This window comes from Streptomyces sp. NPDC046308 (assembly GCF_055588065.1).
The window spans coordinates 303710-319788 of the sequence record NZ_JBVJFB010000003.1 but is presented as its reverse complement, the minus strand read 5'-3'; the positions used below and the strand labels follow the sequence as shown (position 1 = coordinate 319788).

9 protein-coding genes are annotated in these 16079 nt (G+C 72.0%); 6 read left to right on the top strand and 3 right to left on the bottom strand.

Going from position 1 to position 16079, the window contains the following annotated elements; all coding sequences use genetic code 11:
* The first annotated feature begins 127 nt into the window (after window positions 1–127).
* A complete protein-coding gene (gene glgP, locus ACZ6JT_RS15255; RefSeq protein WP_469210047.1) occupies window positions 128–2764 on the top strand; it encodes an alpha-glucan family phosphorylase in 2637 nt (878 codons plus the stop codon).
* A gap of 19 nt (window positions 2765–2783) precedes the next feature.
* Here glgP and ACZ6JT_RS15250 read toward each other — a convergent pair whose 3' ends face one another.
* On the bottom strand, window positions 2784–3785 hold the full coding sequence (locus tag ACZ6JT_RS15250; RefSeq protein ID WP_469210046.1) for an Lrp/AsnC family transcriptional regulator: 1002 nt from the start codon (window positions 3783–3785) through the stop codon (window positions 2784–2786).
* A 145-nt stretch (window positions 3786–3930) separates the two neighbouring features.
* On the opposite strand from ACZ6JT_RS15250, the gene ACZ6JT_RS15245 reads away from it, so the two are divergent.
* Together ACZ6JT_RS15245 and ACZ6JT_RS15240 are read left to right on the top strand one after the other, a co-directional pair.
* Window positions 3931–5481: an MFS transporter gene (locus tag ACZ6JT_RS15245; protein ID WP_469210044.1), complete on the top strand. Its 1551-nt coding sequence runs from the start codon at window positions 3931–3933 to the stop codon at window positions 5479–5481.
* A gap of 171 nt (window positions 5482–5652) precedes the next feature.
* Window positions 5653–6387: a hypothetical protein gene (locus ACZ6JT_RS15240; protein WP_469210043.1), complete on the top strand. Its 735-nt coding sequence runs from the start codon at window positions 5653–5655 to the stop codon at window positions 6385–6387.
* A gap of 164 nt (window positions 6388–6551) precedes the next feature.
* Here ACZ6JT_RS15240 and ACZ6JT_RS15235 read toward each other — a convergent pair whose 3' ends face one another.
* Window positions 6552–8825, bottom strand: coding sequence for a M4 family metallopeptidase (locus ACZ6JT_RS15235; protein WP_469210041.1), 2274 nt, complete (start codon window positions 8823–8825; stop codon window positions 6552–6554).
* 382 nt (window positions 8826–9207) lie between these two features.
* On the opposite strand from ACZ6JT_RS15235, the gene ACZ6JT_RS15230 reads away from it, so the two are divergent.
* Window positions 9208–10683: a sugar transferase gene (locus ACZ6JT_RS15230; protein ID WP_469210039.1), complete on the top strand. Its 1476-nt coding sequence runs from the start codon at window positions 9208–9210 to the stop codon at window positions 10681–10683.
* A 30-nt stretch (window positions 10684–10713) separates the two neighbouring features.
* On the opposite strand, the gene ACZ6JT_RS15225 is transcribed toward ACZ6JT_RS15230, so the two are convergent.
* On the bottom strand, window positions 10714–11658 hold the full coding sequence (locus ACZ6JT_RS15225; RefSeq protein WP_469210037.1) for a GDP-L-fucose synthase family protein: 945 nt from the start codon (window positions 11656–11658) through the stop codon (window positions 10714–10716).
* A gap of 251 nt (window positions 11659–11909) precedes the next feature.
* Here ACZ6JT_RS15225 and gmd point away from each other — a divergent pair, with 251 nt between their 5' ends.
* Together gmd and ACZ6JT_RS15215 are read left to right on the top strand one after the other, a co-directional pair.
* A complete protein-coding gene (gene gmd / locus ACZ6JT_RS15220; RefSeq protein WP_362801017.1) occupies window positions 11910–12923 on the top strand; it encodes a GDP-mannose 4,6-dehydratase in 1014 nt (337 codons plus the stop codon).
* 244 nt (window positions 12924–13167) lie between these two features.
* On the top strand, window positions 13168–15945 hold the full coding sequence (locus ACZ6JT_RS15215; protein ID WP_469210035.1) for a CBM96 family carbohydrate-binding protein: 2778 nt from the start codon (window positions 13168–13170) through the stop codon (window positions 15943–15945).
* The last annotated feature ends 134 nt before the right edge of the window (window positions 15946–16079 follow it).

Here is a 16079-nt window from a genome sequence, read left to right as displayed (position 1 = left end):
GGGCCGGCCGCCGCCGGAGGCGTTATGGCCGGAACACGCGGGCCTCGCTAGCCTTCCCGGGGTGATGCGCGGGTGCACAGCGTGGTGCGGCCGCTCCGATCCGCAATCCCCTGCGAAGGTGGAACGTGTGAAGGCTATCCGTCGATTCACCGTGCGCCCCGTCCTCCCGGAATCCCTGCTGCCGCTCACCGACCTCGCGCGCAATCTGCGCTGGTCGTGGCATGCCGAGACCCGTGAACTCTTCCAATCCGTCGACCCCGAGGGCTGGCAGGCCGCCGGCGGCGATCCCGTCCGGCTGCTCGGCACCGTCTCCGCCGCCCGCCTCGCCGAACTCTCCGCAGACCGCCGCTTCCTGCGGCGCCTCGCCGTCGTCGCCGCCGACCTCGACGACTACGTCAACGGCGGGAGGTGGTACCAGAGCCACGAGAACGGCGCGGAATTGCCCGCCGCCATCGCCTATTTCTCCCCCGAGTTCGGGATCACCGCCGCCCTGCCGCAGTACTCCGGCGGCCTCGGCATCCTGGCCGGGGACCACCTGAAGGCCGCCAGTGACCTCGGCGTCCCGCTCATCGGGGTGGGACTGCTCTACCGGCACGGCTACTTCCGGCAGTCGCTGTCCCGCGACGGCTGGCAGCAGGAGCACTACCCCGTACTCGATCCCAACGAGCTCCCCCTCGGCCTGCTCCGCCAGGAGGACGGGACCCCCGCCCGGGTCTCGCTGACCCTGCCCGGCGGCCGCGCCCTGCACGCGCACATCTGGCAGGCCCGCGTCGGCCGGGTGCCGCTGCTGCTCCTGGACTCCGACGTCGAGGACAACGACGCCGTCGCCCGCGAGGTGACCGACCGGCTCTACGGCGGCGGCAGCGACCACCGGCTGCTCCAGGAGATGCTGCTCGGCATCGGCGGTGTCCGCGCCGTCCGGCTCTACTGCGGGCTCAGCGGCCACCCCGCCCCCGAGGTCTTCCACACCAACGAGGGCCACGCCGGCTTCCTCGGGCTCGAACGCATAAGGGAACTGGAACGGGAGCAGGGGCTCGGCTTCGACGCCGCCGTCGAGGCGGTGCGCGCCGGGACCGTGTTCACCACGCACACCCCCGTCCCGGCCGGCATCGACCGCTTCGAGCGGGCCCTGGTCGCCCGGCACTTCGGGGACGGCGGGGAACTGCCCGGCGTCCCGGTCGAGCGGATCCTGGAGCTCGGCGCCGAGACCTATCCCGGCGGCGACCCCGGCGTCTTCAACATGGCCGTGATGGGACTGCGGCTGGCCCAGCGCGCCAACGGGGTGTCCACCCTGCACGGCGCGGTCAGCCGGGAGATGTTCGCCGGCCTGTGGCCCGGCTTCGACCCGGCCGAACTGCCCATCACCTCCGTGACCAACGGGGTGCACGCCCCGACCTGGGTGGCCCCCGAGGTGGTCCGGCTCGGCATCCGCCAGATCGGCGCGGGCCGCACCGAGGACGCCCTGTCGGTCGGCGGCTCCCACCGCTGGGACGCCGTCGCCGAGATCCCCGACCAGGACGTGTGGGACCTGCGGCGGGTGCTCCGGGAGCAGCTGGTGCAGGAGGTACGGGACCGGCTGCGGGCCTCGTGGCTCCAGCGCGGGGCCGCCGCCGCGGAGCTGGGCTGGGTGGACTCCGTCCTCGATCCCGACGTGCTGACCATCGGCTTCGCCCGGCGCGTGCCCTCGTACAAGCGGCTGACGCTGATGCTGCGCGACCCCGACCGGCTGCGCAGGCTGCTGCTGGACCCGGACCGGCCGGTGCAGATCGTGGTCGCGGGCAAGGCCCATCCGGCCGACGACGGCGGGAAGCGGCTGGTGCAGGAACTGGTGCGGTTCGCGGACGACCCGCGGGTGCGGCACCGGATCGTCTTCCTGCCCGACTACGGCATGGCCATGGCGCAGAAGCTCTACCCGGGCTGCGACGTCTGGCTGAACAACCCGCTGCGGCCGCTGGAGGCGTGCGGGACGAGCGGGATGAAGGCCGCGCTGAACGGCTGCCTCAACCTGTCCGTGCTGGACGGCTGGTGGGACGAGTGGTTCGAGCCGGACTTCGGCTGGGCCATCCCGACCGCCGACGGGCTCGGCGCGGACGAGGACCGGCGCGACCACCTGGAGGCGAGCGCCCTCTACGAGCTGATCGAGGGCCGGGTCGCCCCCCGCTTCTACGACCGGGCCGGGCGCGCCGGGCTCCCGGTGCGGTGGATCGAGATGGTCCGGCGCACGCTCGTCTCGCTGGGGCCGAAGGTGCTCGCGGGCCGGATGGTGCGCGAGTACGTGGAGCGGCTGTACGCGCCCGCCGCGCTCGCCCACCGGGCCCTGGACGCCGGGGCCGCGCGCGACCTCGCGTGGTGGAAGGGGCGGGTCCGGGCGGCCTGGCCGCGGGTCACCGTCGCGCACGTGGAGGCGCTGGCCGCGGCTCCCGTGAACGGCACCGCCGAACTCGGGGCCACCCTCACCCTTCGGGTGCAGGTGTCGCTGGACGCCCTCGCGCCCGAGGACGTGGAGGTCCAGGCCGTCGCGGGCCGGGTGGACGCGCAGGACGTGATCCGGGACGGGCGGACCTTCCCGCTCAAGCCGGCCGCGGGGCCCGACCTGGAGGGGCGCTGGCTGTACGAGGGCCCGCTCGCCCTCGACCGCACGGGGCCCTTCGGCTACACGGTACGGATCCTGCCCGCGCACCCGCTGCTGGCGACCCCGGCCGAACTGGGCCTGGTCGCGGCCCCGGTGGACACGGACGCGGGAGGCGGCGTACTGCTGCGGTAGGCGCAGCCGAGGTACCCGTTCAGGGGGCGGGCGGCGGATCCACCAGCCGCTCGCCCTCCACGAGCATCCCGGCCCGTTTGACGCTGCGCAGGGCCGGGATCACCTCCACCTGCCCCACGCCGTCCACCGCGCCGATCCGCTCGGTCAGGTACGTGTAGAGCGCGTCGGTGTCCCGGCAGACGACCACCGCCATCAGGGAGGCCGCCCCGGTCACGGCCGCCGCGAACGGCACCTCGCGGTGGCTCGCCAGTGCGGCCCCCACCTCCGCCAGCCGGGCCGGCGGGACGGTCAGCACCATCGTCGCCTCGGCCTCGTAGCCGAAGAGCGAGGGGACGAACTCCACGTCGAAGTAGAGGGCCCCGAGATCGCGCAGCCGTTCGACCTTCCGGCGGGCGCTCGACTCCGACAGCCCGGTGGCGCGGGCCAGTTCCGGATACCCGGCTCGGCCGTCCCGGCCCAGCACCGCGAGCAGCGCGAACTCCGTCTCGTCCAGGGCGTACCGGTCCGGCCCGGGCGGGGCCGCGGGCCGTTGCAGGGCCGCGATCTGGTCCGGGCGCAGCGCGTCCACGCCCGCCCACGAGTCGGGCCCGCCGAAGAACTTCCGCAGGATGGTGTGGGCGCTGATGCCGGTCACCCGCCGGGTGCGCGGCAGCTTCTCCAGCAGCAGGGCGTCCCGGTCCCGGCGGGTGCGGGCCCGCGTCATGCAGTGGACCTCCGTGCCGCCTGAGTTCAGGGTCACCCACGCGATGTCCGGGCGGCGGGCGAGCGCCTCGGCCACCGGAAGCGCCGCGTCGGGGGCGCACTGCACCCGCAGCCAGGACTCGAACAGGCCGACGCGGCTGCCCTGCGGCAGCCCGACCACCCGGACCAGATCGGTGGTCCGCAGCCGCCGGTAGCGGCGCACGACGGTCTGGTCGGAGACCTCCAGCACCTCGGCGAGCCGGCTGAAGGAGGCCCGGCCGTCGATCACCAGGGCGTGCACCAGGGACTGGTCGAGTGCGTCCAGCTGCGTGTCTTTCATGGTTTCCATCATGACAGGGGCCCTCATGACTGAAATCCGGCAGAACCAGGTCGCTGGATGGGGGACGGGCGGTGGGCGGTGGGACCTTGGGGTCACCGCGGATCCGCCCGCGACCCCGCCCCTCCGCAACCCGAGGAGAACTCCCATGCGCAAATGGCTGCCCCTGACGGCCGTCTGCCTCGGGGCTTTCATGCTCCTGGTCGACGTCACGATCGTGACCGTCGCCCTGCCCGACATGTCCGCCGACATGCAGACCGGCTTCGCCGGCCTCCAGTGGGTGATGGACGTCTACGCCCTCGCGCTGGCCGCCCTGCTCCTCGGAGCGGGCTCGCTCGCCGACCGGATCGGCCGCCGCCGCGTCTACCTCATCGGACTCGGGCTCTTCGCCGCCGCCTCGCTCGCCTGCGGGCTGGCCACCGGCCCGGCCGAGCTGATCGCCTTCCGCGCCGTCCAGGGCATCGGCGGAGCCGCCATGTTCGCCACCACCATGGCCCTGCTCAGCGCGTCCTACCAGGGCCGTGACCGCGGGGTGGCCTTCGGCGTCTGGGGCGCGGTCAACGGCGCCGCCGCCGCGGCCGGGCCGATCATCGGCGGGCTGCTCACCGAGAACTTCGGCTGGCGCTGGATCTTCTTCATCAACCTGCCCGTCAGCGCGCTGGCCGTGTACGTCACGCTCAAGGCGGTGGCCGAGTCGCGCAACCCGCACGCCGAGCGCCTGGACCTGCCGGGCATGGCCACCTTCACCGCGGGCGCCGGGGCCGTCACGTACGCCGTGATCCGCGTGGGCGAGAACGGCTGGAACTCGCCCACCACCCTCGGCCTGCTCGGCCTGGGCGTGGCCGCCTTCGCCGCCTTCGTCCTCGTCGAACTGCGCAGCACCCGCCCGATGCTGGACCTCTCGCTCTTCCGCAGCCGCACCTTCGTCGCCGTCATGGCCGCAGGACTGCTGCTGTCCGGGGCCGCCTTCTCGTACCTCATGTACGTCTCCCTGTGGCTGCAGTCCGCCGAGGGGATGAGCCCGGTCGGCGCGGGCCTGGTGCTGCTGCCGCTCAGCGCGGCCGGCTTCGTCGTCGCCGCGGTGGCCGGACGGCTGCTGCACGGGGTCCCGCCCCGGCTGACCATCGGCGGCGGGCTGCTGCTGATCGGTCTCGGAGCGCTGCTCCAGGCCTGGATGCTCGACGCCGGGGACGGCTGGAGCGCCCTGGTGCCCGGGCTGCTCGTGACCGGCGTGGGGGTCGGCGCCGCGACCCCGGCGCTGGCCGCCACGGCGATGGGGGCCGTGGCGCCGGCCCGGGCGGGCATGGCCGGCGGCGCTCTGAACACCTCGCGGCAGCTGGGCACCGCCCTCGGCATCGCCGTCCTCGGCGCGGTCTTCCACGCGGGGCTGCGCTCCGGGCTCGGTGACGGCGGCCGGGGGCTGGCGGAGCCGCTGGCCGCCGGCGGCGCCGGGCAGGTGCTCGCCGAGGCTCCGGCGGGCGCGGCCCGCGAGGCGCTGACCACACTGGTGGAGGCCGCCTTCGCGAGCGGTCTGCGCGAGACGTTCCTGGTCTCGGCCGCGATGGGACTGGCCGGCGCGCTGGCGGTCTTCCTCCTGCTCCGCGGCGGGGCGCCGGCCGCCGCCGCCCCGCTCCCGCGGCCCCGCACGAAGTCCACCGGGGCCCACGGCCCGGCGGGGGCGCAGGCCGTGCGGAACTGAGGCCGTACGGAGCCGGGCGGGTGCGGAAGGAAGCCGTACGGCTGGGACCTCACGGGTGAACCTTCGAACGTATTGGGCATGCTGAATCGTTTCAGCGGCCTCCTCCGCTCCTACGCTGCCCGCGGATGCCACCGGACCCGGCATCCGCGGACCCGAGGAACGGACTTCCCCATGCGTCTTCGCACCACCGCCGCCGTGCTCGTCGGCGCTCTCGCGCTCGTCCTGCCCACCGCCGGGCCGTCGCTGGCCGACGACCACGGCGACCGCGCTCTCGGCACGCTGACCTACCGGTTCATCAACGACGACGACGTCGAGGAGAGCGGCCAGATCAGGCCCGCGGACAACCGCACCTGCTACGTGCTCACGCGCACCTCCCGGGACAGGCCGGCGGTCGCGGTGCGGAACAACACGCGCTCGCGGGCGCATCTGTTCGCCAACCGCAGCTGCTCCGGCGAGGAGGTGGCGACGCTGAGGCCGGACCAGCAGGTGAACCGGGTGAGGGTCGTCTCGGTCTATTTCACGCCGGTGAACGAGGACGGCGAGGGCCGCGGTGACGACGACGGCCGCGGCGACTGGAACAACGGCGGCGACCAGGGCCGGGAGGACCAGGGCCGCGGCGACTGGAACGACGGCGGCGACCAGGGCCGTGACGACCAGGGCCGGGAGGACGAGGCCCGTGAGGACCAGGGCCGTGGTGACTGGAGCAACGGCGGCGACCAGGCCCGCGACGACCAGGCCAGGGACGACCAGGCCCGCGACGACGAGGCCCGTGAGGACCAGGGCCGGGGTGACTGGAGCAACGGCGGCGACCAGGCCAGGGACGACCAGGGTCGCGGTGACCAGGCCCGCGGCGACGAGGAAGAGGAGGAGGACCTCCTCGAGAGGGTCTTGCGCGCCATCGGCTGACCTCCGCGCCCGCTGACCCGGGAGCGGCCCGGCGCCGAAGGTCCCGGCCTTCGGGGCAACAGGTCCCGGCGCGGGACCCATGGGACAGGGCCGCCCGGGGAGGTCTTCTCCCGGGCGGCCCCGTGTCTATCTGCTCAGCTGCCGCTCACCCTGCCCCGAAGGGGTCAGAAGGTGAGCTTCCAGCTGTTGATGTAGCCGGTGTCCAGGCTGGCGGCGTCCTTGACGCGGAGCTTCCAGGTGCCGTTGGCGACCTCGGAGGAGGCGTTCACGGTGAAGGACTGGACGATGTTGTCCGCGCTGCCGCCGGTGCGGTTGCGCAGGTTGTACACGCTGCCGTCGGGGGCGACCAGGTCGACCACCAGGTCACCGACGTAGGTGTGGACGATGTTCACGTCCACCTTCAGCGTGCTCGGGGCGTTGCCCGAGCGGGTCACCACGAGCGGGGACTCGACCGTGGCGTTGTCCGCGATCTGGTAGTCGTTCGTGTTCTCGAAGACGTTCTGCTGGCCGGTGCCGACCGTCCAGGTGAAGGACGTCGTCCCGGTCTTGCTCGCCGAGTCGGTCACCGTGACGGTCACGTTGGACGTGCCCGCGGTGGTGGCCGTGCCCGAGATCAGACCGGTGGAGGAGTTGATCGACAGGCCGGCCGGCAGGCCGGTCGCCGCGTAGCTCAGCGCACCCGGGTTGGTGCTGGTGGCCTGGACCTGCAGGCTGACAGCGGTGTTGATCTGGGTGGTCTGGTTCGGGATCGCCGTGACCGAGACGCCGCTGGGCGCGGGGCGCGATCCGACGGCGATGGCCGCCCAGGCGTGGGCCACGTTGTTGTACGTCGCCGAGCCGGCGCCGTACAGGTCGGCCGCCGCCTGCAGGGTGGCCGTACGGGCCGCCGCGTAGTTGGTGTTCGACTTGAACAGACCGGTGGTCAGCGCGCGGAACCAGATCTTCGAGGCGGCGTCCCGGCCGATCGCGGTGACCGGCAGGCCGTCGGCGGTCGGCGAGTCGTAGCTCACGCCGTTGACGACCTTGGCGCCGGAGCCCTCGGAGGCCAGGTAGTACCAGTGGTTGGCCGGGCCCGAGGAGTAGTGGACGTCGATGCCGCCGAGGCCCGAGTACCAGGAGTCCTTGGACGCGCCGTCCTTGCTCGGCTTGTCCATGTAGCGCAGCGGGGTGCCGTCGCCGTTGATGTCGATCTTCTCGCCGACGAGGTAGTCGCCGACGTCCTGCGGGTTGTTGGCGTAGAACTCGACCGCCGCCGCGAAGATGTCGGAGGTGGCCTCGTTCAGGCCGCCGGGCTCACCGCTGTAGGTCATGTTGCCGGTGACCGAGGTCAGACCGTGGGTCATCTCGTGCGCCGCCACGTCGGTGGAGGTGAGGGGCTTGTTGTTGCCCTCGCCGTCGCCGTACGTCATGCAGAAGCAGGAATCGGACCAGAACGCGTTCACGTAGGCGTTGCCGTAGTGGACCCGGCTGTACGGGGCCACGCCGTCGTTGCGCAGGCCGTTGCGGCCGTGCACGTTCTTGTAGTAGTCCCACGTGACCGCGGCGCCGTAGTGGGCGTCACCGCCGGCCGTCTCCAGGTTGGAGGGGGTGCCGTTGCCCCAGATGTCGTCCGGGCCGGAGAAGAGCGTGCCGGTGCCGGAGCCGGTGCCGCGGTTGAGGTTGTACGTCTTGTGGCTGCCGCGCGCGGCGTCGGTCAGGTTCCAGGTGCTGCCCGACTGGGTGGTCCCGAGGGTCACCTGGCCGCTGTACATGGTGTTGCCGGTGCCGGTCTCGATGGCCTGCCACTCGGTGATCTTGGCGCCGGTCCTGGCGTCCGTCACCACGTGCAGCTCGTTCGGGGTGCCGTCGTGCTGGAGGCCGCCGACGACGGTCTCGAACGCGAGCACCGGAGCGCCCTCGGCCGCCCAGATCACCTTGCGGGCGTTCTTGGAGGCCTTGGCCTCCTTCGAGCCCTCGGCGTTGGCGGCGGAGACCGCCTGGCTCTCGGCGGCCGCCGGGGTGACCGAGGCCTCGGTAGTCGCGACCTTGATCTCGTGGTTGGTCGCCTTGGTCACGCTCTTGGTGACACCGCCCTTGGCGTGAACGGTGAGGTCACCGCCGAGCACGGGGAGGCCGTCGTAGGTGCGCTCGTAGGTCGTGTGCGTGGTGCCGTCCGCATCCTGGACGACATCGCGGACGACGAGCTTCTCACCACTGCCGAGGCCGAGGGCCTTGGCAGCCTGCGCGGTGGTCGAGTTGGCCTCGGCGAGGAGCGTCGCACGCTCCGAAGCGCTGAGTACGCGGTTGGCCGCGCCCGGATTGGACTGGGCGGCCTTGGGTGCCTGGGACGCGGTGGCGTCGGCGGTCGCGGTGCCGGTCTGTATGCCTACGGCGAGCAGGGCTGCCGCGGCAACGAGCGCGCCGGCCGCGGTGGCACGCCTCTGGGGGGTGGACCTCAACGCAGACTCCTTCTGCAAGGGGGGTTCCGGATGGCTGGGTGGGCCTCCGGGCAGAACAGGGCTGGTGCGATGAACGGTCGAAGATTGCCACCTGGCGGTCTAGATGTCAGGGGCGCGTCAAAAGGTTGGCCGGAAACGGTCCGTTGTCCGAAGATACGTATCCGGTATCCGGACCATTCACCTTCGTGTGCGTCGCTGGGTGTTCGGCATCCGGAACGGCTGATACCGGTTGCTAACACTTGCGCAACAAGAGGCTGCGTTGACCCAAACGGCATTTACCGTACGGGTGTTTGTCGTACTGTTTCCCGGTGCGGCAGATGTCCGTCGCCTGGGGAAGCCATGGACACCCGCCACTGTCATAGACCACGTGCCAGGGGGGCCCATGAGGCATGTCCATTTTCCTGCGCAAAGAGTGGCCGGGGCGGCCCATGAGTCCGTCGGGTCCACCCGGCGCCACGGGGACAAGGCCCGCTGGTACCGCCCGGCCGCCGTCGCCGCCGACTTCCTCGGCGCCGCCGTTCCCGTAGGACTCGTCTTCGACGCCGCACAGCAGGTCCGGCCCCTCTACTGCGCCCTGGCCGCCGCCGTGGCGTGGACCGGGGTGCAGGCGCTGCGCCGGCGGTACACGGCCCGCGCGCTCGGGGAGTCGCGCGGAGTGCTGCCCGTCGTCCATGACTGGCTGATTCTCATCGGTGTGCTGGCCGTGGCCCGCGTGGTGACCGAAGAGGCCACCCCCCGCCTCTCCGCCCTCGGCGCCCTGCTGCCGGCCCTCCTCATCACCGTCGCCTGCCACAAACTGACCTACCGGCACCTATCGGCGGCCCGCCGCGAGGCCCAGGCCGTCAGCCGGGTCCTCGTCGTCGGCGAGCCCGACGCCGCCGAGGGCGTCATCGCGCACCTCTCCGCCCGCACCGACCACCCGTACGTGGTCGTCGGCGTGGTCCCGGTCGGCTCCGGTGCGCTCTCCAGCGGGGTGCCCGTGGCGGCCCGGATCGACGAGGCCATGCCCGAGGCCCCGGCCGGCGACTCCGCGGCCGTGCTCGGCGCCGTCGCCAGCCACCACGCCGACCTGGTGCTGGTGGCCCCCGGTGTGCGGATCACGGGGGAGCGGCTGCGCCGCGTCGCCTGGGCCCTGCACGACGCCGGAGTGGAACTGGCGGTCTTCCCCGGGCTGGTTGAGGTCTCCGTCAAGCGGCTGGAGACCCTGTCCGCGGGCGGGCTCGCCGTGCTGCGGGTCGCGCCGCCGGTCAGCCGCGGGATGCAGACCCTGCTCAAGTCGGTCCTGGACCGGGTGGGAGCCGCGGCCGGGCTGCTGCTGCTCGCGCCGGTCTTCCTCGGGATCGTGCTGGCCATCCGGCTCGGCTCGCGCGGTCCGGCCTTCTACCGGCAGCAGCGCATCGGCCGCCACGGAGTCCCCTTCGTCATGTGGAAGTTCCGCACGATGGTGCAGGACGCCGACGCCCGCAAGGCCGAGCTGTCCGGGGCCAACGAGAACGACGGCCTGATGTTCAAGATGCGCCGCGACCCCCGGGTGACCCGGGTGGGCCGGCTGCTGCGCCGCACCTCGCTGGACGAACTGCCGCAGCTGCTGAACGTACTGACGGGCCACATGTCGCTGGTCGGCCCGCGCCCGCCGCTGCCGGAGGAGGTGGCCCAGTACGACGAGGTCGAACTGCGCCGGCTCACCGTGCGGCCCGGGATGACGGGGTTGTGGCAGATCAGCGGGCGGTCCGACCTGTCCTGGGACGAGACGATCCAGCTTGACCTGCAGTACGTCGACAACTGGTCCTTCACCAGCGATGTCGACGTGATGGGCCGTACGCTCCGCGCCGTCGTCGACGGTCGCGGAGCGTACTGAGGCACCGGAGCACCGGGGCCGCCTGTGCGATCAGCTCTGCTCGCGCCACCACTCGTACGTGGCGGCGATCCCGTCCCGGAGCGGGACGGCGGGCTTCCAGCCGAGCGAGGTCAGGCGGCCGACGTCCAGCAGCTTGCGCGGCGTCCCGTCCGGCTTGGAGGTGTCCCAGGCGAGCCGCCCCCGGAAGCCGGTCACCTCGGCGACCGTCTCCGCCAGTTCCCGGATGGTCAGGTCGTCGCCGCAGCCGATGTTGACCGGCTCGTCGCCGTCGTAGCCGGCCAGCAGCACGGCGCAGGCGGCGGCCAGGTCGTCCACGTGCAGGAACTCCCGCCGCGGGGTGCCCGAGCCCCACAGGGTGACCTCCTCGCGGCCCTCGGCGGCGGCCTCGTGGAACCGCCGGATGAGGGCGGGCAGGACGTGCGAGGTCTCCAGGTCGAAGTTGTCGCCCGGACCGTAGAGGTTCGTGGGCATGGCCGAGATGTACGAGGCCCCGTACTGCTTGCGGTACGACTGGACCTGCACGATGCCGGCGATCTTCGCGAGGGCGTAGGCCTCGTTGGTCGGCTCCAGCGGCCCGGTCAGCAGGGCGTCCTCGCGGATGGGCTGCGGGGCCAGCTTCGGGTAGATGCAGGACGAGCCGAGGAACAGCAGCCGGCCCACCCCGGCGGCGTGCGCGCCGGCGATGACGCTGAGCTGGATCTGGAGGTTCTCCTCCAGGAACTGCACCGGGTAGGTGCTGTTGGCCATGATCCCGCCGACCTTGGCGGCCGCCAGCACGACGGCGTCCGGGCGGACGTCCTTCAGGTACGCGCCCGTGGCGGCGGCGTCGCGCAGGTCGAGGTCGGCGCGGCCCCGGGTCAGCACCTCGTGGCCGTCGGCGGTCAGCCGCCGGGCGACCGCGGACCCCACGAGGCCGCGGTGGCCCGCGACGAAGACGCGGGCGTTCGGGGGCAGGAGCGGCAGCGAACTTGTCATACCGCCGATGATGCCAGTCCGTTCCCGCCGCGGGCGCAGTGGTTCCGGTCCGCGGGCTCGGGCCCGCCGCCCCGCTCCCGTACGGGCCCGGTGGCGGAGGTGTGCGGGCCGTGTGCGAAGGGCGTGGAGGAATCCGCCGCAAAGGCGGCTGGACCGGGCGTGTACGGTACGCATCCAGTCCCCCGGGACCTCGAACGGGTGGGGGCGCGCCGCTCATCACAACTGACCGAAACCATCCCCAGGGGGACCGCATGGGCAAGACCGCACTGATCACCGGCGTCACCGGACAGGACGGCTCGTACCTCGCCGAGCTCTTGCTCTCCAAGGGCTACACGGTGCACGGGCTCGTGCGGCGGTCCTCCAGCTTCAACACGGAGCGGGTCGACCACATCTACCAGGACCCGCAGACCGCCAACCGGTCCTTCGTCCTGCACCACGCCGACCTCTCCGACGGTGTCGCGCTGGTGAACCTGCTCCGCGACATACGCCCCGACGAGGTCTACAACCTCGGTGCGCAGTCCCACGTCCGCGTCTCCTTCGACGCCCCGCTCTACACGGGCGACGTGACCGGCCTCGGCGCGCTGCGGCTGCTGGAGGCCATCCGGGCCAGCGGCGTCGACACCCGCATCTACCAGGCCTCGTCCTCGGAGATGTTCGGGGCCACCCCGCCCCCGCAGAACGAGGGCACCCCGTTCCACCCGCGCAGCCCGTACGGCGCCGCGAAGGTCTTCGCGTACTGGACCACGGTGAACTACCGCGAGGCGTACGACATGTTCGCCGTCAACGGGATCCTCTTCAACCACGAGTCCCCGCGCCGCGGCGAGACCTTCGTGACCCGCAAGATCACCCGCGCGGTCGCCCGCATCAAGGCCGGGCTCCAGGACCACCTCTATCTCGGGAACCTCGACGCGGTGCGCGACTGGGGCTACGCCCCCGAGTACGTGGACGCCATGTGGCGGATGCTCCAGCAGGACGAGCCCACGGACTACGTCGTCGCCACCGGGGTGGCCGCCACCGTCCGTGAGTTCGTCGAGTCCTCCTTCTCGCACGCCGGTCTCGACTGGACCGAGCACGTGCGCTACGACCCCAAGTACGAGCGCCCCAGCGAGGTCGACGCCCTCATCGGCGACGCCTCGAAGGCCCATGACCTGCTTGGCTGGAAGCCGTCGGTCCTGGTGGCGGAGCTGGCGCAGATCATGGTGGACGCCGACATTCGGCAGGTCGAGGACCAACTCGCGGGTGTGACGGTCCGCATCGACCGCTGAGGCCTTATATTTCCCCTACGATTTGCCGTGTCCCGGTCATTCGCGCACTTCCCTGCGGGTATGGCCGGTTCAAACCCGTCATATGTCCGTTGTGCACCCTCGATGCCGAGCCGTTGATTCCAAGTTGGTATGCAATGGGTCAAGAGGGGTGACCAGGCCCTCGCGTGAGCCCTAGTCTGCGCCCGTACATATGGCTGTTCGGATAGTTCCAGCCATCAAACCGGGCAATTGCCCTGGGGGGCTCATGCGTAGATCCAGAGGGCTGACTGCTGCCCTCGTCCTGTCACTGGCCGGTGCCGGCACCGGCATAGGTCTGGTGTTGATGCCCCAGGCGTCCGCCATCACGCCGCCGGTGGCGTTCACCGCCGACGAGCTGCCCACCTGGCAGCCGGACGGCATCGTCTTTGCGATGGCCCAGGCGAACGGCACCGTCTTCGCCGGCGGCACCTTCTCGGCGGTCCGTCCGCCCGAGGGCGCCGCGGGCGCCGAGCAGGAGGCCGTGAACTTCGTCGCGCTCGACGCCGCGACGGGCAAGCCCACCTCCTGCAAGCTCGCCTTCACCATCGGCGACGGCACCGCGACCGTGCGCACCCTGGTCGTCTCCAAGGACAAGAAGACCCTGTACGCGGGCGGTTACTTCGGCGCCGTCAACGGCACCCCGGTCTCCAGCCTCGCGGCGATCGACATCGAGAACTGCACCCCCAAGGCATCGTTCCACCCCGGCTTCCCCGCCACCGTGCGCGGGCTCGCCGTCACCGACGACACCCTGTACGCCGCCGGCGACTTCAGCGCCGTCGACGGGCAGACCCGCGAGCGGTTCGCCGCCGTGGACGCCGGCACCGGTGCGCTCAAGCCCTTCGTCGCCAACGCCGACGAGCCGGGCCGCGCCATCGAGGTCACCCCCGACGGCAAGAACGTGCTGCTGGGCGGCGACTTCTTCACGGTCAACGGCTCCAACACCCACGCCCTGGCCGTGGTCAACGCCACCACCGGCGCGGTCGCCAAGACCTACACCAACATCCCGTCGAACTCGGTCGTCAAGGACATCTCCACCGACGACACCGGCTTCTACACCGGCCACGAGGGCTCCGGCGGCGGCGTCTTCGACGGCCGCATCGGCCTGCGCCTGAGCGACTTCACCGAGAAGTGGCGCGACCGCTGCCTCGGCGCCACCCAGTTCGTCCTGCCGTACCAGGGAGTGCTCTACAGCTCCTCGCACGCGCACGACTGCTCCACCGAGCTGGAGTTCCCCGACGGCAAGCGGAACTTCCTGCTGGCCCAGCCGACCAACCACGAAGGCGCCGCCCCCGCGCCCGTGGACGGTTTCGTGCGCGGTCCCGGCAAGCTCGGCTGGCACCCCACCGCCAACGACGGCCTCGGCGAGGGCATCGGCCCGCGCGTCATGGCCGTGGCGGACAAGAACGACGTCAAGTACCTGTGGGTCGGCGGTGAGTTCACCCTCATCAACGGCAAGGCGCAGCAAGGCCTGACCCGCTTCGCCTCCACCGGCGACATCGGCGCCCCGACCACCCCGGTGGCCAGCGCCGCGAGCGTCAAGCCCGGCGAGGCCCAGGTCCGCTGGCGCACCAGCTACGACGCGGACGACAGCAAGCTGACCTACCGCATCTACCGCAACGGTTCGGCCACCCCGGCCGCGACGGTCACCGCCAGCTCGCTGGAGTGGGAGCGCCCGCAGGCCTCCTGGAACGACACCACGGTCAAGGCCGGCCAGACGTACACCTACCGCGTGACCGCGACCGACGACGCGGGCAACACCAGCGCCCTGTCGGCCGTCGCCTCGGTGACGATCCCGACCTCGGTCCAGACGTACCCGAACCAGGTCCGCGCGGACGGCGCCAACCTGTACTGGCGCTACGACGACTCCGTCAGCCCGTACGTGGCCGACTCCTCGGGCGGTGGCAACACCAGCGGCGTCCAGTTCAACGCCCCGGCGCTGCGCCAGACGCCCGGCGCGGTCTCCGGCGCCAGCACGGCGATGGGCTTCAACGGCACCAGCCAGCAGGTGTACAGCGACCGCCGTCAGTCGGTCGGCAACACCTTCACCGTCGAGACCTGGTTCAAGACGAACACCACGCGCGGCGGCAAGCTGATCGGCTTCGGCAACAACACCACGCGCAGCAGCGGCTCGAACGACCGCCACATCTACATGACCAACACCGGTCGCCTCGTCTTCGGCGTCTACAACGGCTCGGCCCGGACCGTCTCCACGGGGCTGTTCGAGACGTACAACGACAACAAGTGGCACCACGTGGTCGGCACCCAGGGCCCCGGCGGCATCACGCTGTACGTCGACGGCCAGAACAAGGGCTCGCTGAACGCCACCAGCACCAGCACCTACGCGGGCTACTGGCACGCCGGCGGCGACAACCTCTCCGGTTGGCCGACCCGCCCGACGAGCAACTTCTTCGCCGGTCAGCTCGACGAGACGGCCGTCTACCCGACGACGCTCACCCAGGCCCAGGTCAAGAACCACTTCGACCTGGCCAAGGCGCCCACCGACTCGGTCTCCGCGATCAAGGCGACCGAGGACACCTACATCAACCAGGGCGCCCCGAGCACGGCCTACGGCACGTCCACCTCGCTCGCGGTGCGCGGCACCTCGGCGTACGAGACGTACCTGCGCTTCAACCTGCCGGCCGCCCCGGCCGGCCAGGTCCTGAAGTCCGCCTCGCTGCAGATCAAGACCTCCACGCAGGCGGGCGCCGGCACCGCCGACACCGTCTCCGTGGTCCCGGTCACCGGCACCTGGAGCGGCGCGGGCACCACCTTCAACACCAAGCCCACCCTCGGCACCACCCCGCTCGGCACCATCGCGGGCGTGCCGGACGCCTCGGCGGTCCACAGCGTCGAGCTGGACACCGCCGCGGTCTCCGCGGTGCTGGGCGGCAGCTACAGCCTGGGCCTGACGAGCACGGGCACCGACCCGCTGTGGATCTGGTCCTCGGAGTCCACGGCGGCGGAGGGCACTCCGCAGCTGGTGCTGACCTTCGGCGCGAAGTAGCGACCACCCAGGCAACCGCCTGACGGCGTGGGGGGGGAGGGTGCCCGCTACCAGGGCCCCCCCCCCCGTCCCCCCCCCCCCCAGCGTCGGGGAACCATCCCTGGTTGCTGCAGCCCCCGGATGGAGCCGTTCTT